This window comes from Candidatus Pelagibacter giovannonii (assembly GCF_012276695.1).
Classification (GTDB): domain Bacteria; phylum Pseudomonadota; class Alphaproteobacteria; order Pelagibacterales; family Pelagibacteraceae; genus Pelagibacter; species Pelagibacter giovannonii.
In genome coordinates, this window is sequence record NZ_CP038852.1 from 1,084,265 (window position 1) to 1,104,822 (window position 20,558).

Here is a 20,558-nt window from a genome sequence, read left to right on the forward strand (position 1 = left end):
ATGAAAAAAAATAAATCTAAAATTTCTGGTTTATCCATATTGGAAGCATTGGTATCAACCGCTATTGTTGGAATTGGCTTTATAGCAATTCTGCAAATGACAAATTTTTCAGTACAATCCATTGATAATTCAGGAGACAGAACGAAAGCAAACTATTTAACTGAAATGATAGCCGAAGATGTTATAGGCAGCAAAAACACTTTGTACGGTGTTAATTCTGATAATGAAAACATTGTATTTGATAATGATGGCTCAATGTCGTTTGCAGACGGAAGTGATGCAAGTGGTTTAAAAAAATTTTCAGAACATTTAAATATTAATGGTTGGAACGCAAGTTTGAGTTGTGGAAATTCATCAACAGGCTCAGGTAACACTACTACTGAAAATATTTATCAAACTCAAAACAATGATGCCCCAAGAAACAAAGAAGCAAAATGGGACATGATATTTAATGAAAATAGATTTTTGAAATGTAAAAGCAATAATGAAACAAAAAAACTAGAAACATTTAAAGTATGCAGATGGGGAAGCTGTACATATAAAAATGATTTAGTTTTTGATGACCCAATTTATATTAGTAGAGTTGAGATGCTTTTGAATAATGGAAAAAAAAGAAAATATTTATATTTTCAATCAGATTACAATATAAAAACAACTACAAGCGACTCCTCAGATTAGTATGAAAAAAAAATATCTAAAAAGTATAGCAGGGCTTACTTTGGTTGAAATTTTAATTGGAATTGTTGTTTCGTCACTAATGATGGCTGCCATGTACTCAACTTACACAATTGTTAATAATAGTTACAATCAAGTTGTTGACAAAGCAAAGATCAGTAGATCATCAAGAGATTTAGTAGAATTGTTAATTCGAGATATTAGAATGTCAGGATTTAAATATTATCTTGGAACAAATGAATTAGATTACCCTAAACAAAGTTACTTAGAATTCATTGGGGGTGCTACTTCAATTATAGAAAGTCATGATCCCATAGTTATTGTAGCAAATGAATTAGGTCACAGTATTAATGACACCGTCCCAGCAGTTACTAAAAATAATGCTGAAAATTTGTGTTGTGATAAAATTCATATTGTCTTTGATGATTTTAATCAAAACGACAAACTTCAACCTTATAAAAGATATAAATTAACTTATTTTGCCTCACCGACACAAGATGCAGATGGCACCAATCAAAGATATGCCGTCTATAAATCTAAGATCAGTTGGAGACAAAAAAAAGATTCAGAGACTGCATCATGGCCTACAGAAGGAAGCTGGGTTAGTGATTGTACTGAGTGCTATCACAAACAATTAGTTAAAGATTATGTTGAAGATATGGAGTTTATAGCCCTTGATCAAGAGGGAAGAAAACTTTCTCCTGACCCTAGTCCATCTAATTATAGTGCCAGACAAAATTTATATAAGATTAGATCTGTAGATATTAGATTAGCATTTAGATCTGAAAATGAATTTTTTAGGTTTGAAGCAAGAGAGGGTAATGAAAGACAATTAAGCGGATTTTCAAGAGCAATTAAAAAATATTCAGATAGGTATTTAAGGGATAACGTAGTTGTTACAGTTTATACAAGAAACATTATTGATGATGGAATTTTTTAATGAATAAAAAAAATCAAAAAGGTTTTACTCTTATTTTATCACTTGTACTTTTATTAGTGATGTCTCTTATGGGAGGGAGCTTGATTGTAATTTCTTCTAGTGACCATCAAAGCAATAATACTAGTGATGAATATCAACAAACTTTTTATGTGGCGGAACATGCTTTAATTGAAGCTGAGAAATATGTTATTAATCAAATGATTGGCCCTTGGGTAGATCCTGCTACATTGACATCTCCTGGTGCTGGAGCAACGGCTGAAGAATTACAAGCACACAATGATTATGTTAGTCAATTAAAATCTTTAGCATCCAGCAATGGTGGGTTTGCTAGGCATACAGATGCAAGCACTCCTTGGCCAAATGGTAGAGGCATACCGACAAATATTATTAATGTATCGAGTACACCTTGCTCTAATAGTTTTAGAAACCTAATTAAAGACGGAGATGGCAACACATTAGTTGCGGCTCATAAAACTCTTTGGAATTTTGGAGAATTAATTGAACCGATATTAAATGCTGAGAGTGCTCCTGATAAAGAAATTGAGCATATGAAAAGATATGGATGGGAATTTTTTGTGATCAATGTTGGAAGATCAACGTTTAAGGGTGCTGGTACTAGTTTAAAAAAAACATCAACTAATGCTCAACAGCAGGGGAATGCATATAAATTATATGGGTGTGGATATTTAATGCCAAAAGGATCAGCGCTTACTGATATAGATGATCCTGAAATCTTAATACCTCTAGAAACATTAGTTATATTATCAGGTTAAGACCTAAAATGGGGACAAAGAAAGATATTTAGATTTATTAATATTCTTAATTTGTTTAAAAAATTGTATGAAATTTTTATTTAAAATAAGTTTAATGTTGTTTTTAATAAATTTTAGTGCACCAAATGTTGGTGTTGCATGTGAATTTTTAAAAGAAGAGATTGGCACTCCAATTTTAAAAATTATCGAAAAATATGATTATCTTGATGACCCCACTTATGAAGGTAGCGAGTCTTTTACCTTAGTTAAAGAATACGACAGCCTAAGCTTATGTGAGAACTCTGAATTAGAAAATACATTGATAAAAGTATTTGTTAAAGAGGGAAAAATTATTGCAACTGAAATTGAGGGCCCATATGGTGAAGCCAAAAATGGTAAGATTTTAAATTTTGCTAAAATTTATTTAGGCTACTCAACTGAGGAAAAAATTGATGAAAAATGGACTGGAGGAACAACCTTATCATCTTTTGGTGAGAATGTAGTTTATGGGCGAGTTGAATTTATAGATGGAAATTATGAAACTTTAACCATCTCTAAACCTGAGTTTAAGCAATTTTTGTTTGGACCCAATGTGCAAGAAATTATGATGTAGTAGAAAATTTTAATTTATGAAAAAATTATATAAAATATTAGGCTTGTTGATTTTAATTTTAAATTTTAATCAATTTACAAATGCAAAACCGTTACCCCCAGGCTCTGGAGAGGGTGATGTGCCAGCTAATATTTTAATTTTATTAGATAGCTCTGCTAGTATGACTGCTAGAATTGGAGGTGGTTTTCCAGCCCTCACTTCAGCAGCTACTGATTGGAATGGCAATAGAGTTTTTACGAATGCTTCTAAGCAGGATGGGGGATTATATATGGTTAATTCTTCAGGAGAGAGAATTAACTTTTCAGGGACAAAAGATAATGGAGATACTTATCAAAGATCTGTATGGTGGGCTAATAATGATACCGACCGGACTTGTGACAATAATATAAATCATAGAGGCAAAGGAACCAATTATTTGGTTACAGAAAATAAAATGTTGCATGAAGTACGTTATGTAACTGGAGTTACTGTTGGTGGAACCGATATTAGTGATGAAAATCTTTTATTCATAGGTCAATATCAACCAAAAAATAGTCGTAGTTCCATTATTGCTGTCGACGAACAATATAGATGCAGACTTGCTATGAATATAGATGGTGTTAATGCTAATGGCCATAAACCATTGGGTTTTGATATTAGTAATAATGCTAACGGAGATATTATTGTAGCAGCCTATGGTAGAGAGGGTAAAAATGCTTACCAACAAACTTGTAATTTAAATGATGGAAAATGTGGAAAAGTAACAGCCAGAGGTAAAGGTAGAACCACTCAATATGGAAGATTATACGATGGAGCTCGTTTTAGGTTAAATAGCGATTCAACTGTCATGTATGTTTCTGATGAAAACCATGTATATGGTTATCAAACAAGAATAGTTAATGGAGTACCAGTAATTCAAAGCAGCTCTTTTGAATTCAGGAAGTGTAGTGGATCTGCCGGTGCTACTGGAACCCAAGTAGGAGATATTCAGAATTTTGATATATCGAGTAGCGATGATGATGTAATGTATGTTGCAGGTAGAAACAATAGAGTTCAAAGGGTTGAATGGACTTCAAATAAAGTTTGTACAGCAACAGTCACTGCAGGAACTGCTAATCCAGATTCAAACCGTAACGAAACTGCAGGAAATTTAGATGCTGCAGATATTAGAATAACAGATAGTGTGAACGCTCTAAATATAGTAGGGGGCAGAATTATATTTACCCACAATGGTCATGTTGATGAATTAACTGAAAACCTTTTTACTTCAGATAGAAAAGATGATGCCTGGCAAATTGCATATGGGGGAACGGTGCAGTCAAGAATGGATGGGGCCAAAAGTGCGATTATTGCAGTTTTGTCTGATAGCAGCTTAACCAGTGGTGCAAATTTTGGTTTTGGTCATTGGAATGCTGGTGAAAAAGGCTACACCAGAAACAAAAACCCTGGGGGTGGAGCCTACTGTCATAAAAATAGTACAAGTTGTGAATATTATGAAGGTTGGAGTGGAGTTCATCCAGCAGGTAATAGTAGAGTATGTTCAGAAAATTCTTGTTTAAATGTTGGTATTAGTCCAGAGGGTGCTAATAGAGCTATCCAAGTAGTTAAAAATATAGGCACAAGCTTTGGCACAGACTCTGAAGCTTTTTCTCAAATTGCTTTTGATTATTTTACTGGTCCCAATTCTCCTCACGACCCAAATTCTGATTGTCAGTTGAATTATGTAATTGTTATTGGTGATGGTATGATGACTGGTACAGGGACAGCTTCAAATCGTTCTCAGGGAAGGACTGCAGATAGACTTACAACATTAAGAACTGACTTAGGTATCAAAAGTTTAATGGTTGCTTATGGACCTGGAATAAAGGATGCTGGAATGGAGCAATTTGATCAATTAGCTGTAGTTGGTTCATGCGATGCTGCTGGAGGTCAAGACTGTGAGGCCACAATTGTAGCCAAAACTCCTTTAGAACTTCAAACAACACTTGCACAAAAAATTAGACAAATCTTAGCTGAACGTTTGGCATTTACTGCTCCATCAATTACAGCAACTATTCAACAAGGAGGCTCATTGTATCAAGCGCAATTTGCTTATGAACAACATGGTGAATGGCAGGGAACCATCTTAAGAAAAACATTGAACTCAGACGGAACAGTTGATCATGGTGAGAACAGTCCAGGAAATTGGGATGCAGCAAAACGTGTAAAATTACAATCAGCTGGTGGAACGGCTGATCCTGGTAATACAGATGGTCGAAATATATGGACAGCAATTGGAAATAGCGATGCAAATTATATTGGAAATTGGGATAATGTTAATGAAACAAACGCACCACTTTTAGAACCTGAGATGGAAAGGTTGGGTTATCAGATTAATAATTATTATACTTCAAGCTCAACATGCACAGGAAATGATACAACAACAGAGGAACGTAATGGTCTTTTGCGCTTTTTAGCTGGCCAAGATTTTTTTGATTATAATGGGGATTGTGACATTACTCAGTTAAGAGATCATGTACTTGGTGACATATATCATTCTCAGTTAATTGAAATTGGCGCACCAGATGGCAATTTAAAATTTACTGATAATAACCAAGAAGCTTATTTTAGAGCAACAAACAATTATCAATCTTTTAAAAATTCATATGCATCTAGAAGAGATGTTTTATATGCAGGTTCAAATAGTGGATTGCTTCATGCATTTAGTGCTCAAACGGGAGACGAAGAATGGGCATTTCTTCCACCATTATTAATTGGAAAACTACCTACAATCATTAACTCTAGCCTTGATGGAAGAGTTAATGGGTCTAATGGAGGTAGTAATGCAATATTTGGAGTAGACGGTTCTCCAGTTGTCCATGATGTATTTATGAAAGGCTTAACTCCTGAGGGTAATATTGAGGGAGCAAAAAGTTGGCATAGTATATTATTTGTTCCGTTTGGAAGAGGTGGAGCAGGTTTTTCAGTATTAGATGTTACAAATCCAATAGTAAGAGATGGTGCAGGACCATTACACATGTTCACTGTTTATAATGATTACATAAATAATATTGTCTATATTGCGGATCATGAAGGAAATATTAGTGAGGAAGAATATTCTTCAGGTTCTGCCAATATTAGTAGCTCAATTGAAGCTAAAAAAGCAACTTCAAATTTTGATGAATTGGTTGCAGACGATGGAGGAGCCGACTCAACAACTTTTACAAATCGAGATGCAAATGCAGCGTGTCAGTCTAATGCTGAGGTGAGTGGAAATTTTGCAACTAATGGAACCACTTCTTGTTATATAGGCCGAACCTTAACTTTTAATGATGTAATACTTAACACTCCAAACAATCAAGCAATAGATCCTAATATGTTAAATGTTACAGAGATGGTTGGAGGTGAATTTTTACCAGTTACATTTTCTGATGCAAGAATGCTAAATGGTGAGTTGGTGATTACTTTTAACGAAGATAAGATTTTTAATATAGGTCAAAGTTCAAACGAAGAGAGAATAACAAACAATATTTTTGTTCAAACATCATGTACAGCAGAAAGAGGAATTGACCCTACTTTCGATTATAGTAAATTAGGTGAGACTTGGTCTACACCAAGAATTGCAAGGCTACCCTCTGATATTGAAGGTGATAGTGCTGACCCAGCAAATGATAAATATGTAGCAATCATGGGTGGTGGAATGGCTAATAACAATTTATGTGCTGGCTCTGCTTTATTTTTAATTGAATTAGATAACATAGATGAACCTGGAAGAATTTATGGTGCTGAAGCTAATGGTGGACCGATTACAATTATTGATACATCACCAGAAGGTGTGGCTCTTGGAAATGATGTAATTGCAACACCCAATGGTAGTGATATTAACAATGCTATACCAACTTCCCCACTTGTCATCACTCCAGATACAGCCTTTGGAATTCCATGGCGTGGAGCAATGGTTTATATAAATGATAGAGAAGGGAAAATTACAAAAATAAACTTAACAGACTCTAAAGTGAATGATGCGCGATTATTTGATCAAACAACACTATTTAGATTAAATGCAAGTTCTACTAACAAAAGATATACATTTTTCTCAATGGATGCAGGTGTAGGAGTTACCACAAGAGATTTTTGGTTGTTTGGAGGAACTGGCGACTTTAATCAGCTAGGAGATAAAGGACAATTTATGGATAACATTTTGTATGGTGTTAGAGATTTTGATTTCCCTAATTTTAAACATTTAAATGATGTTGTAGTTCCATCATATAATGATGAATCTTTTACATTAATAGCACATCAAGGAGCAGATAAGGCTAGATCTATTGAGGATGCAGACGTCTGTTCTGATGTTACAGCAGATACAGATGGAAGCGAATGCCCAAAAAATTCAGAAAGTGCTTGGGTAATTCATTTAGATGAGCAAGACGATAACAATTCTCACAGAAAAGTTTCAGCACCTCCAACTTTATTTAAAGGTCAAGTTTATTTTCCAATATACGAACCAGCTCCAGGATCAAATAGATGTAATATTGGAAATGCATATATTTGTGTTGCAGACGATGAGTGTGGAACTAACAATTCACACAATTTAGTTAAAGGTTCGGAAGCTAATGGAAAAAATTGCACCTTTGTAAGAGAAGGGGTTTTATCTGAATTAGTAATATTTGGAGACAAATTATTTGCAAACGTGGCGGGCCCAAGTGATAATGAAAATACACTTTATTCAATATTGGCATTAGCAGGAGAAGTTTTATCTAATAGGGGTGGTTGGAGAGACGTAGGATTTTAAATCAAAAGTCTTTTATACTATTTTTTTAAAACCAAAATATTTTAATATAGAAATAACCAATCCATACAAACATATTAAGCATGGATATAAAAATAATTGCTAAGCCCACAATAGAATCTTGGTCAACTTTTTTTCTCCATTTAGATGGGAAAAACTTTAATGAATAGGCGTAAGTTAAAATGAATATATTTAAAGCTGAAATGATAATGTTTATAAATAAAAAAATATTCATTTAAGTAATTAGTTTTTTGTTTTTTTTAATTTTATTCTCTAATTTAAAAATATTTTTATATAATCATTTGAAAAAAGAAAGATTAATGTTCCGATAATTATAAATGGACCAAAAGGTATTTGTGAAGATAGTTTTTTTTTATTAGTTATTAAATCTGGAATTACACTTATCAGTGCTGCTATAGATGAAAAAAATATTATAAAAGGAATTGACATCCATCCAAACCAAAAACCAATTGCAGATAATAATTTTGCATCTCCCAAACCCATTCCTTCTTTATTTCTAATTTTTTTATATATAAAAATTATTAACCAAATTATTGTGTAGCCAAAAAAACCTCCTGCTAAGGAGCTAACTAAATTTGGAAACAATGTTGTATTTAAATTTGGATCAAATGATTTTAATAAGCCAATTATCATAAGAGGATACGTTAATTCATTTGGAATTATGAAATGTTTAAAATCAATAAAAAAAATTATCACAAAGCTGATGCTTAAAATAAAAAAGAGAAGAGTGGTTAACGAAACCCCAAAGAAATGAAAAATTACAACAAAACTTATTGCCGATACTAATTCTACTAAAAAATATTTAACATCAATTTTAGTTGAACAATGTCTGCATTTTGCATTTAAAAACAAATAAGAAAATAATGGAATGTTATCGTGCCATTTAATTTGAGCTTTACAAGATGGGCAGTGTGATCGTCCTGTGACAACGCTTATATCATCAGGAATTCTATGAATGCAAACGTTACTGAAGCTGCCCCATATACTTCCAAAGATAAATGCTATAAGATAGAACACAACTTATAAGGTAATTTTAGAGGATAGTTCTATGAAACCATCAATGCAATATTGTAAAAGCATCATTGCGTCTGAAAGGTGTAAGTAGAGGTTGGGAGTATGAATAATGAGTTCCATCACTCACAAAACTATCAAAAATTTAATGAATATCAATTTATAAATAACATGTTCTTTGGTGCTAAAAAAACAGAAACAATCAAGGTTGATAATACGAGTATTAAAGACTTAGAATTAGTTACAAAAATGAGCCAAGAGTTTGCAAAAACTCTTGATTTAAAAGAAACATTACAAACCTCATTGGAAGTAATTATCAAAAGAATTAATGCTCAAGCTGCTAACATTTTTTTAATAGATGATGATAAACAAAATTTTCAATGTATTGCATCAAAGCATCAAGCTTACCTAGAAGACTTTGAAATTCCAATTACACAAGGTGTAATGGGAAAAGCAGCACTTATGAAAGAATGTATAAGAGTTGGCGATGTTAGAAAAGATGTAAGAGAAATTGCTGAGTTCTATTTTGATTTAGATAATAAAACAAACTTTACAACTTATTCTGTTTTATGTTCTCCGTTAATCGTTTCAGATGAATGCATTGGTGTTATTCATTGCTTAAATAAAAAAACAGACAATAAACTTTTTGAAGAAAGCGATAGAAAACTTTTAGAAACTTTATCTGGCCCTGCAGCATTAGCAATTAGAAATGCGAAGATGGCAAAAGACTTGATTGATAAAAATAGAATGGAAAAAGAAATAGAAATTGTTGGTGAAATTCAAAAAACATTACTATCTCAAAATATAAAAGAAAATTTTCCTATTGCTGGAATAAATATTCCTGCAAAAGTTGTTTCTGGAGATTTTTATAATTTTTCAGAATTATCTAATGGAGTTTATGGGTTTGGAGTTGCAGATGTATCGGGTAAAGGAATTAAATCTTCATTACTAATGTCAAAAGCATCAAGTCTCTATAGATGTTTAAGTAAAACAAATTTTTCTGCGGCAGGTCTTTTGGATATTTTAAATACAGAGATCTGTGAAACCACTTCAAGAGGAATGTTTGTAACAATGTTGATTGGAATTTATGATAGTAACAAAAAAGAATTAACTTTAGCAAATGCCGGTCACGAACCTCCGTTAATTTATTCTAATGATGGAAATTTTTCTAATTTTGAAGAAGCTGGACCACCTTTAGGCATAGCCCCTAAATTTAAATTTAAAGAAACTAAAATTAGTTTCTCAAATAGTTCAATGTACATCTTCACTGATGGCATTACTGAAATAAGAGATGCCAAAGGAAACATGCTAGAAGCAGATGGGTTTAAAAATTATATTAAAAAGTATCAACAAATTCCAAACCACGAAAGATTAAACAAGATTATTGAAGATATAATTAAATCTGGTCGTATACAAAAGGATGATTTAACAATTGTAGCAGTTGATGCTTAATAATTATTAGTAAATTAGTTATTATTTAAAAAATATTTTTATTTATCTTCTTTTACAGAGAACTAAATAGATTTAAGAGTAATTTTGAGTAGAAAAGAATAGTTCAATCCAATATTTGCCTTCATGGTTCTATTTTAGGTTGAAATCACAAAAAAATGCTCAAAAAATCTCTCATACGTCATACTCAATGACTTTAATTGATATCAACTTATGAGTGTCCTATTATGTCGTTTATAAATTGTTATCAAAAAACATTGTCACCATGAGTAATAATCGATTTTTAATTTAAAATTACAAAATATATCAATATTATATTTGAGAAATGGGTAATATTACAATTATCCAAATTTTTCTAATATTTATATTTGTCTCTAGCACAAATCAAAAAATTTCTAACACAAATCAAAAAGTTTCTAACACAAAAATCCTAAATCACTTAATTATTCAACTATCGTTGATTTTATTGGTTTATTTGCAATTTTGGAAAAATATCATATCTCTAACACAAAAAAACTAATTTTTGATCTTACTTTTCAATAATTGTTGATTTTACTGGTTTATTTAAGATTTCAGAAAAATACCATAACTCTAACACCAAAAAAATGTGTTTTTTAATTTATTTGTCTATTATTAAATCTCTAACACAAAAAAACTAATTTTTGATCTTATTTTTCAATTACCATTGATTTTATTAGTTTATTTGTGATTTTTGAAAAATACTGTAACTCTAACACAAAAAAAAATATTTTTTTGATATTGTTTATAGTTTTTTAGATCTCTAACACAAAAAAATTACTTTTTTGATTTTATTTTTTTAATATGATTGCTTTTAGTAAAATTTATAAACTTATAATGATTCTAAAAAGTTCAATAAATTTTAATATGTAGAAATTTTATAAGCTTTTTGAGATAAATTAAATTCCTCAAAAGCTAATACTCAAGAAATGACCATAATTTGTGTTAGAGGTAGTTTCAAATTTTATAAAAAAAATATTTATCTTCATATTTTATGATGGACATAAAAATCGATTTTGCTTGGTTTTTTAAATAATGCCCATTTTGAGCACTATAATCTTTATCTTGTGTAAGAGTTTATCCTTTTTGGTGTTAGAGATTCACTAGTTTAGTTAAATAAATATATTTAAATATTATGAATGATCAAGAAGACGATAAAAAAAATTTAGATAATACATTATCAGACAATGATAATAATAATCAATCAGAAGTTGATTCAAATAATCAACCCCAGAGCGAAGAAAATCAAAACCAAAATAACGAAACTGAGTCAGATAATAAAAATCAATCTATAGTTGATTCAAGTAATCAAACTGTGAATGAAAACAAATATGAAAATCAACAAACTGATTTAAATGAAGAAGTTAACGAGCAAAAGGTTGAAGAAAAAATAATTGTAGAAAGTTTAGATGAAATAAAAAATGAAAATAACAAGTCATCTCATCAAGTTATTCATAAAAAAGAAGGTAGATTACATATTTATGTAAGGCAGGATAAATATAAAGGTGAACTCAAATCAAAAAATTGGGTTGGTAGGCTTTATATTGATGGTAAACAAAAAATTTCATCTTCAGGCACAACAAACTTAGATGAAGCAATACAAATTTTAGAAAAATGGTTTGATGATGTTCAAGATGAAAGTGAAAGATTAAAAAATGAAAATAATATAACTAAAAATAATAATCAAGAAGCAACTGATACTTTAACAAATAATCAAATTAACAATCAGGCTCAAGAACAAACTACTACCACTTCATTAAACGAAAATTTACAAACAACTACTCAAGAACAAATAAAAAATAAATTATCAAATATTTTTGGAAAAATTAAAGAGATTAAAATTAAAAAACCAGATTTTGCAAAAAATTTAAACAAATCATCTTTTAATAAATCTAAAGTTGCTAATTATAAATCTAAACTAGAAAATTTCTTTAAGTCTAAATTAGGTAAATCTAGTGTGCAGGGTGAAGAAATAATTGGTGTAGAACTTTCAAACAAAGAAATAAGAATAGCTCAGGTTTCAAGCAACAAAGCTAATCAATGGGTGTTAGAAAAACTACATATTCACCCAGTTGACATTACAGATGATAGTACACCAATTGATAATGCAGATAAATTTTCAGAAGAATTAATGTTAGCAGTTCAAAAATATAAAATAACTTCACCCAATGCAGCAATTGCTATTCCGGTAACTAGTGCAATTATAAGAGTAGTTACAGCACCTTTAATGAAAGATGAGGAATTAAATAAAGCAATCGAAACTAATTCATTATGGGAGAACCTAGTTCAGTTAACAGATAGTTTAGAAGATTATTCTATTTTTCATCAAGTCATTAATAGAAATGAAAAAGAAAATACAATGGATCTTTTATTTGTTGCTTCAAAATTAACAGATATAAATAGCTATACCTCAATAATTAAAAATGCAGGTTTAAATCCTGTAATCATTGATGTTAAATGTTTTGCTTTAAAATCAGCAGTTGACCAGGTTAATCAAATAGCAAATAAAACTGAAGATACTAATTTAACTGCTGTTCTAGAATTTGGATTAGATGAAAATTATTTAATGATACTCTATGATAATAATCCAATAATAACTGATATTTTTATCAGAGGGCAAGATAGAAAAATCTTACAAGATTCCCAAAATACTGAAGAGAAAGAGGGATTAGTTAGAAGATATATTACTCAAGTTAAGCAAGCTGTTCAAGATTTTGAGACTAAATATGAAAAGAGAATCAGAAACATTAAAGTTGTTTCAGATATCAAAAATGTAGATGAATATTTAGCAAGCTTTAGAAAAGCTTTAATGAATATTGGGTTTAATACTTTTGATCCTACAGAAGGATTAAAGATTCCAAGCCAAAATCAGCAAATTTTAGATAACAAGTTAAATAGATCCTATCTATCAACTTCTGTTGGTTTAGCTTTTAGAAAACTTGATGTCTTTGGTTATTATAAATTTGTTACTGCAGTTAAAAATATAAATCTTCTTCCAGATAGATCAAATGTGATGAAGCAAAAAAAGATGAAAGCAATTTCAGGTTTTGCATTCAAAGGAATTACCGCTGCAGTAGCTGCAATTTATGTTGTATTATTTGGTTTATCTTTTTGGAACATTATTTCTTACAACAATAAACTGAAACAATATGAGGCTGTAAAAATAGATCATACTAAAATTATAAAACAGAAAAAAATAGTTTCAAAAGAATTTAAAGTGATTAATACATCTTTAAAACTAAGCAAAACACTTAAATCAAATAAAGAATTAACTTATAGAATTCTAGCTCAAGTAGCTTCAAGCGTTCCCAACAGAGTAAAATTTGATCAAGTTGTGTTTAATGGATCTAATAGATTAACTATTCAAGGATTGGCTGCAACTGATCAAGATATATTAAAATTTATAGAAAATTTAAGTAAACAAAAACTAGTTGAACAAGCATCCTTATCATCAATGCGATTACCAAAATCTTCAGCAGGTAGTGCTACGATGAAAGGCTTTAGAGTGTTTGTAAAAATTAAAAGAAGTAGAATATAATAATGGATATAGATTTAAAAAATATTAATATTTCTGACATTAAAGATCAGATTACTAAACTAGCTGATAAAAAAACTCTTATAAAAATAGGAATAATTGCAGGTGCAATTGTTCTTTTCTTAATAATTTATTATGCAATTTTAAACCCAATGGCTAATTCTAGAAAAGCTAAATTGAATGATATGAATTTAAAAAAACAAGAAACTGAACAGTTTACAAGTGATGTTTATTCAATGAGGGCAAAAATTAAAAAACTTAAACCTGAATACGAAAAATATTCTAAATTATTTCATTCCAAATCTGAAGTAGAAGGTCTTTTACAGACATTAAGTGAATATGCTGGGCAAAATGATTTAGTAATTACAAGTATAGAAAAAAAAGAAATTAAAGAAGTTTTAAAAACACAAGCTTTGGCCAAAGCAGATGGTAAAAAAGTAAAAAAAAAGAAAAAGACTCAAGTTAAAAATATCAAAAATATTGCCTATTATTTAATCCCTGTTGATTTCGAAATTGACGGTAATTTTTTGGGCTATATTAAATTTAAGAGATCTCTGTCGCTTTCTAACAAGATGTTAAATTTTGACAAAGAGTCAATTCAGGTGGTAAAGGGAAATAACACTGGAGCGATAAAAGTAAAAGGAACATTAACTATAGTGGGGTTACCAGATGAATTTTTTTAAAATAATTATTATTTCATTATTCTTTATATTGTTATCAAAAGTTTCCATGGCAGATAGTCATGATAAAGAGCAAAATATTATCGAAAAGGCAAAAGAGATAAATAAAAAGATTAAAGAAAAACAAGCAAATTCACAAAAAAATATTTCAACAGAGATTAATGATGAGGAACCACTACCACTAAATGATCCTTTTGCTGGAGATAGCTCTTTAAGTGGTGCAACACTAATAGCAAATAGTGCAGAAGAAGCCGCAAATGAAATGAGTTTATATAAGTTTAGATTAGTAGGAATAATGACTTCTGGAAATGATGATGGATTTGTATCACTAATTAATTCAAGTGGAGATGTGACTACTTTAAGTCTGTTTGAGGAATTAAGTCCTGGTGTGAAATTCATTGGAGTAACAAATGATGAAGCAGTATTTGAAAAAAATAGAAATTCTTTTTTAGTGATAAATTTTAACAACCAAATTACAGAAAGTACTAAATAATTATGAACTTTAAAAAAAATATATTATTCTTAATTTTACCTTTAGTATTAATTTTTCTTACAGGTTGTGCAGAACAACTTGCTAAAAAAAGTGGGTCTTTTAAACACGATACACCACTAATCAAAACTGATATTAAAAAAATTGGACAAAAAGAAGTAGATAAAAGTGTGGAGATGGGACCAATCCCTGTTGAAGGTGATGTTGTTGAGCTAAAAAAAAGAAAACAAATATCATCTGTCAAAGAGAGAAATTACTTATTAATTTCTGATGAATTCGAAAATTTAAAACAAAATGTATCTTTTAAATTTCAAGCTTTAGATTTTAAAGAAGCAATGAAATTAATGTCTGAAATTGGAGAAATTAATATTTTAGTAGGTGAAGATGTTGCAGGAGCAATAACAGCAGAATTAGTTAATGTGCCTTGGGATAAAGCATTTAATGCATTGCTAGATTTAAAAAATTATGCAGCAGATATAGATGTAGCAAGTAATATTATTAGAGTTTCAACTCCTGCTAATTTAACTTCACAGGAAGGTTATAAATCAGCTAGAGCATCGGCGGTTAAGAAGAAAGTTGAATTAGAAGATTCCGTTGAGCCAATTATTTCAGAAATTTTTAGACTTTATTATATAACTCCCACAGAAGCTAAAGCAACAATCACAGAATTATTTACAACTGTTGGAACTAGCGGAAATTATATACCAATACAAGTAACCGAAGAAGTAACTACAAGATCAATTATTGTTAGAGGTAAAGAAAAGGATTTAGATATAGTTGATAAAGTAATTAGAGAAATTGATAAGAGAACTAAACAAGTTTTAATAGAAGCTTTTATAGTTGAAGCAACTTCAACTTTTGCACAAAATTTAGGGAAAAGACTTGGAGCTGCTTACACAAGAAAAAGTGTAAGAATCGGTGGTACCCAAGGGGGTAGCAGTGTAGGAGCTGCGTCTGGAACAGGGGCTGCATTATCTGACTCTACAGGAGCTTTTACAAGTGGAGCTGGAACAGATAACTTAGTAAACTTTGGATCTGCTGCTGCAACAAGTGGAATTGGAATATTGAAAAAAACTGGTTCAGCTGTTTTAAAAGTTGAACTTGATTTTTTAGAGTCTCAAGGTTTATCAAAGACGGTATCTAATCCGAAATTATTTACATTAGACAATCATCAAGCAAGTATTAATCAGGGTGAAACAATTTATATTGATGGTGGAGATGGAGAAGATAAACCAGTTGATGCATCATTAAAACTAATAGTAACCCCAAATATTATAGGTGATGGAAACGTCATGCTTTCAATTCAAGTAAATAATGACACTCCGAACAGATCATCTCCAGGAACACCAGGTGTAAATAAAATGGAGATAAACACAAAACTATTAGTTGCGGATGGAGATATAGTTGTAATTGGGGGTATCAAAAAAAATAATGTAGCGAATAATAGAGAGGGTGTTCCAGGAACGAAAAAAATACCAGTTCTAGGAAAAGTATTGAGCGGAAAATCAGATTCTGACACAATGACTGAGCTGCTAGTATTTATCGCTCCAAGGGTTTTATAATGTTAAAAATTAGTAGAGAAAGCGAAATTAACTTAGTTAATGTCTTGATTGATAATGACATTATTTCAGGAAAAGATTTAATAAATATTAAAAAAGTAAGTACTGAAAACAATAAGTCTCAAATTGATGCAATATTTGAGTTAAAACTCACTGATGAAAAAAAAATAATTGATCTATTAATTAAAGAACAAAATTTAGAAATAATTGATTTAAAGACAGTTAAAATTACAGATGAAATAAAAACAGTTTTACCATCAAATTATATAAAGATAAATTTTGTAGCACCATTTAAAATTGAAGGAAAAACTTTGCACATGGCAATTCCAGATAGTTCAAAACTGGGATTGATGAGAAATTTAAAAGCTATTACAAAAAAAGACATTGAACTACACGCTGCAAAAATAACTGATATCTCTGAATATATTGAAAGATTATCAAATGAAACAGATGAAGTAACAATTGCATCAATACGTAGTGATAATAGAAAAAAAACTAAAACTTTTGAAACAGATTTAGGAGATGCAGGAGAAGTTTTAGAAAATGCACCAGAAGAAGATATTGAAGCAATTGAAAACGAGTCAGAGGTAATTAAATTTAGTACAGCAGTTGTGGCTGATGCAATAAAAATGGGTGTGAGTGATATTCATATTGAGCCTTACAGATTCAATTCAAGAGTAAGATATCGACTAGATGGTATGCTTCAAGAGCAAGAAACTTATAGACAGTTTTTACATGATAACTATGGGGCAGTGGTTACTCGATTTAAAATTATGGGTAAACTAGATATTGCTGAAAGAAGATTGCCACAAGATGGAGCCATTAATTTTAAAATTGGTAACAAGGTAGTGGATCTTCGTTTGTCAATATTGCCTACAGCAAATAATGAGAGAATCGTAATGCGTATTCTTAATAAGGACGCAGGAGATATCACTCTTGAGCAATTAAATTTTGAAAAGCAAGATTTAGAAAGTTTAAGAAAAGGAATTCACAGTAGTCAGGGATTAATTCTAGTTACAGGACCAACAGGATCAGGTAAGTCGACAACATTATATAGTATTTTAAAAGAAGTAAGTCGTCCTCATTTAAATATTTTAACAGCCGAAGACCCTGTGGAATATGAATTAGAAGGTGTAGGACAAGTGCAAATTAAAGATGATATTGGCTTTACTTTTGCTAAGGCCTTAAGATCTTTCTTAAGACAAGACCCAGAAATTATTCTAGTTGGTGAGATGAGAGACAAAGAAACAGTTGATATAGGGTTAAAAGCTGCTCTTACAGGTCACTTAGTATTTAGTACTTTGCACACTAATGATGCTCCAAGTACTATTACTAGATTACAAAACATGGGTACACCCGATTATTTAATAAGTGCTGCCTGCCAACTTGTGGTAGCTCAAAGACTAGCTAGAAAAAATTGTAAAGATTGTAGAGTACAAGATGATGACGTTAATCCTAAAGTTCTTAAAGATTTAGGTTTTAGTGAAGAAGAGGCATCTAAAGTTAAAGCTATAAAAGGTAAGGGTTGTGGAAAATGTAGCGACACTGGTTATAAAGGCCGACAAGGTATTTATGAAATTTTAGTGGTATCAAAACCAATCAAAGAAGCTATTTTAAAGCAAGCAACGACTCCTGAATTAAGAGAAATAGCTATTAAAGAAGGATTTAGAACAATGCAAGATATGGGTAGAAGAATGATTGCATCTGGTGAACTTAATTTTAGAGAATATGAGAGAGTTCTTTCAAGCGAATAAAAATGGAAGCTTTTACTTACAAAGGAATATCTGAAGGTAAGTATATAGAAGGAGACATTGAGGCAATAAATCTTGATGAAGCTTCACATTTATTAAAAGAAAAAAAAATAATAATTACCAATATAAACAAGTCTAAGAAAAAAAAAGAGGGTGTAAAAAAGAAATCAAGTGGATCCTCTATCTTTGGGAAAAAAAAAGTTAAAGTACAAGAAATTCTTATATTTTCAAAACAATTTGCAACGATGGTTAAGGCGGGTTTACCTATTTTACAGGTCTTAGTAATGTTGAGAGACCAGTTAGAAAGTCCTGCTATTAAAGAAATAATTGAAGATATCAGAAAGAGTTTAGAGGGAGGTGTAAACTTATCAAGATGTTTTGAAAAATACCCTCAATATTTTGATAACGTTTATGTAAACTTGATAAAAGCTGGTGAAGCAAGTGGTAAGCTAGATGTGTTCTTACTAAAAATAGTAGATTCATTAGAGAAAAAAGAAAAGATTAAGAAAAAAATTAAAGGGGCTTTAATGTATCCTGCGATTATGTTTAGTGTAGCGATTACGGTAAGTGCTTTTATGTTGATTAAAGTAGTTCCAGTATTTGCAAAGATGTATGATGGAATGGGCCTAGAATTACCAGCTGCAACAGCAACAATTATGGCAATGAGTGACTTTTTAAGTGGTACAGGTGGAAAGTTAATTTTTTTTGGAGGAATAGGGGGATATTTTGGATTTAAATTTATTGTAAAAAGAAATGCTGCAATTCGTTATAAATGGCATAAACAAATTTTAAAATTACCAATTTTTGGAGATATGATTTTAAAATCTCTACTAGCAAGAATTTCATTAATTATGGGTAATTTAAGTGCAGCTGGTGTTAATTTATTAGAAAGTTTAGAAATTGCAAAATCAGTTAGTAATAATGATGTTGTTAGCGAGGCACTTGAGAATGTAAAAAAAGGTGTTTTCTCCGGTGATACATTAACTAAGCTTTTTTTAAAAGAACCATTATTCCCACCAACTTTTAGTCAATTAATTTCTGTCGGTGAACAAACTGGTCAATTAGATGAAATGTTTAATTCAGTATCTGCTTATTATGAAGAAGAATTTGATACATCAGTGGACAACATGTCTACTTTAATTGAGCCTATCATGATTGTTTTTATGGGAGTAATGATTGGTGGCTTAATGATAGCCATGTATTCACCAATATTTAACGTTGGTGCTTTAATTAACTAATTTTTTAATTTTTTTGTTAAAACTAAATTATTAATCCAGGGCTCTTTTCCTGGTTCAAACTTAATTGAATCCATTATTTCTTGAATAAAAAAAGTTCCTAGTCCACCTGGCTTAATATCGTCTATTGCTCTATGTTTAACTTTACTTTCTTCTACCGGTTTACCTTTATCAAAGAAAGAAATCTCTAGAACCTCATCATTACAAGATATTCTTACTACCATTCTATCTTGAGTGTTAGGAAAATCTTTATAAGCATGTTTAACTATATTTTGTGCAGCTTCAGCGATAGCCAAAACTAACTCTTCTCTTAAATCTTCATTAATTTTAAATTTTTCAAAAACATCTCTAGAAAAAGTTCTAACGTCTTTTAAACTTGATGAACAAACTAAAAAATCTTTTTTTTCTGATTGATTTAAGTTGTCTATACTCATGAGTTTTAATTATTCCAAATTTAAAATTTGCTCTAACTTTGCCATCATAATTACTTTTAAAACTGATTTACTCACATCTTTAATGATAACCTTCGTTCCCTTCTCTAGGGCTTTTTGATGACTTTCTATTAAAACCGAAATACCTGAAGAGTCCATGTATTGAACGTTACTTAAATTTAAAACAACATCTTTACCAGAGTCGATTTTTGGAAAGATAACTTCCTTAACTTCTTCTGTTTTATCCATATCTATTTCACCATCTAAAAATATGGTAGTTATATTATCTTCTTCTGTAATTTTGTATGTCATAGAAACTTTCTTGCCATTGCTAAAACTTTTTCAACAGGTTGACTAACTTCTTTAAGTTCAACTTTAGTATTTTTTTCTCGAGCTCTTTGATTACTTTCTATTATTACAGATATACCAGAAGAGTCCATATATTGTACATCTTTTAAATTTAAATGAACTTCTTTGCCAGAATCAATTAAAGGAAAAACAATTTCTCTTACATCATCTGCAATATCCATATCTATTTCTCCATTAAGAAAAACAGTGCTTACATTTTTATTGTTAGAGACTTTAAATTTCATAATTTTTTTTATTTATATAACTAATAACAAAATTAAGTAACAATAAAACCCAATTTGA

The 20,558-nt window shown here is 30.4% G+C and carries 17 protein-coding genes; 12 read left to right on the forward strand and 5 right to left on the reverse strand.

From position 1 onward, the window contains the following. The 5 genes from E5R92_RS05975 (at position 1) to E5R92_RS05995 (ending at position 7,730) form a co-directional block, all read left to right on the forward strand. Complete coding sequence (locus E5R92_RS05975) at positions 1-678, forward strand: PilV family protein (RefSeq protein WP_168607178.1); 678 nt, start codon at positions 1-3, stop codon at positions 676-678. A 1-nt stretch (position 679) separates the two neighbouring features. Next, the gene (locus E5R92_RS05980) at positions 680-1,615 is read left to right on the forward strand and encodes a PilW family protein (protein WP_168607179.1); all 936 of its coding nucleotides are present in this window, start codon (positions 680-682) and stop codon (positions 1,613-1,615) included. Then, positions 1,615-2,388 (forward strand): pilus assembly protein PilZ, encoded by a 774-nt coding sequence (locus tag E5R92_RS05985; protein ID WP_168607180.1) that lies wholly within the window; start codon positions 1,615-1,617, stop codon positions 2,386-2,388. Before E5R92_RS05980 ends, E5R92_RS05985 begins: the two co-directional genes overlap by 1 nt. A gap of 67 nt (positions 2,389-2,455) precedes the next feature. Continuing rightward, complete coding sequence (locus E5R92_RS05990; RefSeq protein WP_168607181.1) at positions 2,456-2,980, forward strand: pilus assembly protein; 525 nt, start codon at positions 2,456-2,458, stop codon at positions 2,978-2,980. Between the two features lie 16 nt (positions 2,981-2,996). Further along, positions 2,997-7,730 carry a pilus assembly protein gene (locus E5R92_RS05995; protein WP_168607182.1) on the forward strand — a complete coding sequence of 1,578 codons (4,734 nt, stop codon included), beginning with the start codon at positions 2,997-2,999 and terminating at the stop codon, positions 7,728-7,730. A gap of 25 nt (positions 7,731-7,755) precedes the next feature. Here E5R92_RS05995 and E5R92_RS06000 read toward each other — a convergent pair whose 3' ends face one another. Together E5R92_RS06000 and E5R92_RS06005 are read right to left on the reverse strand one after the other, a co-directional pair. Further along, the gene (locus E5R92_RS06000) at positions 7,756-7,962 is read right to left on the reverse strand and encodes a hypothetical protein (protein WP_168607183.1); all 207 of its coding nucleotides are present in this window, start codon (positions 7,960-7,962) and stop codon (positions 7,756-7,758) included. 38 nt (positions 7,963-8,000) lie between these two features. Next, positions 8,001-8,765 (reverse strand): prepilin peptidase, encoded by a 765-nt coding sequence (locus E5R92_RS06005; RefSeq protein WP_168607184.1) that lies wholly within the window; start codon positions 8,763-8,765, stop codon positions 8,001-8,003. 99 nt (positions 8,766-8,864) lie between these two features. On the opposite strand from E5R92_RS06005, the gene E5R92_RS06010 reads away from it, so the two are divergent. From E5R92_RS06010 to E5R92_RS06040, 7 genes are all read left to right on the forward strand, one after another. Next, complete coding sequence (locus tag E5R92_RS06010; protein WP_168607185.1) at positions 8,865-10,211, forward strand: GAF domain-containing SpoIIE family protein phosphatase; 1,347 nt, start codon at positions 8,865-8,867, stop codon at positions 10,209-10,211. 1,150 nt (positions 10,212-11,361) lie between these two features. Further along, complete coding sequence (gene pilM / locus E5R92_RS06015; protein WP_168607186.1) at positions 11,362-13,764, forward strand: pilus assembly protein PilM; 2,403 nt, start codon at positions 11,362-11,364, stop codon at positions 13,762-13,764. A gap of 2 nt (positions 13,765-13,766) precedes the next feature. Next, positions 13,767-14,444, forward strand: a complete 678-nt coding sequence (locus tag E5R92_RS06020; protein ID WP_168607187.1) for a pilus assembly protein PilO — start codon at positions 13,767-13,769, stop codon at positions 14,442-14,444. After that, complete coding sequence (locus E5R92_RS06025; protein WP_168607188.1) at positions 14,431-14,934, forward strand: pilus assembly protein PilP; 504 nt, start codon at positions 14,431-14,433, stop codon at positions 14,932-14,934. The genes E5R92_RS06020 and E5R92_RS06025 overlap by 14 nt, the downstream gene beginning before the upstream one ends. Before the next feature lie 2 nt (positions 14,935-14,936). Further along, positions 14,937-16,493: a type IV pilus secretin PilQ gene (locus E5R92_RS06030; RefSeq protein ID WP_168607189.1), complete on the forward strand. Its 1,557-nt coding sequence runs from the start codon at positions 14,937-14,939 to the stop codon at positions 16,491-16,493. After that, a complete protein-coding gene (locus tag E5R92_RS06035; protein WP_168607190.1) occupies positions 16,493-18,244 on the forward strand; it encodes a GspE/PulE family protein in 1,752 nt (583 codons plus the stop codon). The genes E5R92_RS06030 and E5R92_RS06035 overlap by 1 nt, the downstream gene beginning before the upstream one ends. Positions 18,245-18,246: 2 nt before the next feature. After that, complete coding sequence (locus E5R92_RS06040; protein ID WP_168607191.1) at positions 18,247-19,479, forward strand: type II secretion system F family protein; 1,233 nt, start codon at positions 18,247-18,249, stop codon at positions 19,477-19,479. On the opposite strand, the gene E5R92_RS06045 is transcribed toward E5R92_RS06040, so the two are convergent. From E5R92_RS06045 to E5R92_RS06055, 3 genes are read right to left on the reverse strand one after another with little or no spacing between them, the layout of a single operon-like run. Then, the gene (locus tag E5R92_RS06045) at positions 19,476-19,910 is read right to left on the reverse strand and encodes an ATP-binding protein (protein WP_168607192.1); all 435 of its coding nucleotides are present in this window, start codon (positions 19,908-19,910) and stop codon (positions 19,476-19,478) included. The two genes, E5R92_RS06040 and E5R92_RS06045, sit on opposite strands and share 4 nt — an antisense overlap. A 9-nt stretch (positions 19,911-19,919) precedes the next feature. Then, positions 19,920-20,219: an STAS domain-containing protein gene (locus E5R92_RS06050; RefSeq protein WP_168607193.1), complete on the reverse strand. Its 300-nt coding sequence runs from the start codon at positions 20,217-20,219 to the stop codon at positions 19,920-19,922. Further along, complete coding sequence (locus tag E5R92_RS06055) at positions 20,216-20,500, reverse strand: STAS domain-containing protein (RefSeq protein ID WP_168607194.1); 285 nt, start codon at positions 20,498-20,500, stop codon at positions 20,216-20,218. Before E5R92_RS06055 ends, E5R92_RS06050 begins: the two co-directional genes overlap by 4 nt. Positions 20,501-20,558 lie beyond the last annotated feature (58 nt).

Excerpts from the sequence above, each read along its gene's own strand:
- E5R92_RS05975 (WP_168607178.1), top strand. The coding sequence starts at position 1 with ATGAAAAAAAATAAATCTAAAATTTCTGGTTTATCCATATTGGAAGCA.
- E5R92_RS05980 (WP_168607179.1), top strand. The coding sequence starts at position 680 with ATGAAAAAAAAATATCTAAAAAGTATAGCAGGGCTTACTTTGGTTGAA.
- E5R92_RS05985 (WP_168607180.1), top strand. The coding sequence starts at position 1,615 with ATGAATAAAAAAAATCAAAAAGGTTTTACTCTTATTTTATCACTTGTA.
- E5R92_RS05990 (WP_168607181.1), top strand. The coding sequence starts at position 2,456 with ATGAAATTTTTATTTAAAATAAGTTTAATGTTGTTTTTAATAAATTTT.
- E5R92_RS05995 (WP_168607182.1), top strand. The coding sequence starts at position 2,997 with ATGAAAAAATTATATAAAATATTAGGCTTGTTGATTTTAATTTTAAAT.
- E5R92_RS06000 (WP_168607183.1), bottom strand. The coding sequence starts at position 7,962 with ATGAATATTTTTTTATTTATAAACATTATCATTTCAGCTTTAAATATA.
- E5R92_RS06010 (WP_168607185.1), top strand. The coding sequence starts at position 8,865 with ATGAATAATGAGTTCCATCACTCACAAAACTATCAAAAATTTAATGAA.
- pilM (WP_168607186.1), top strand. The coding sequence starts at position 11,362 with ATGAATGATCAAGAAGACGATAAAAAAAATTTAGATAATACATTATCA.
- E5R92_RS06020 (WP_168607187.1), top strand. The coding sequence starts at position 13,767 with ATGGATATAGATTTAAAAAATATTAATATTTCTGACATTAAAGATCAG.
- E5R92_RS06025 (WP_168607188.1), top strand. The coding sequence starts at position 14,431 with ATGAATTTTTTTAAAATAATTATTATTTCATTATTCTTTATATTGTTA.
- E5R92_RS06030 (WP_168607189.1), top strand. The coding sequence starts at position 14,937 with ATGAACTTTAAAAAAAATATATTATTCTTAATTTTACCTTTAGTATTA.
- E5R92_RS06035 (WP_168607190.1), top strand. The coding sequence starts at position 16,493 with ATGTTAAAAATTAGTAGAGAAAGCGAAATTAACTTAGTTAATGTCTTG.
- E5R92_RS06040 (WP_168607191.1), top strand. The coding sequence starts at position 18,247 with ATGGAAGCTTTTACTTACAAAGGAATATCTGAAGGTAAGTATATAGAA.
- E5R92_RS06045 (WP_168607192.1), bottom strand. The coding sequence starts at position 19,910 with ATGAGTATAGACAACTTAAATCAATCAGAAAAAAAAGATTTTTTAGTT.
- E5R92_RS06050 (WP_168607193.1), bottom strand. The coding sequence starts at position 20,219 with ATGACATACAAAATTACAGAAGAAGATAATATAACTACCATATTTTTA.
- E5R92_RS06055 (WP_168607194.1), bottom strand. The coding sequence starts at position 20,500 with ATGAAATTTAAAGTCTCTAACAATAAAAATGTAAGCACTGTTTTTCTT.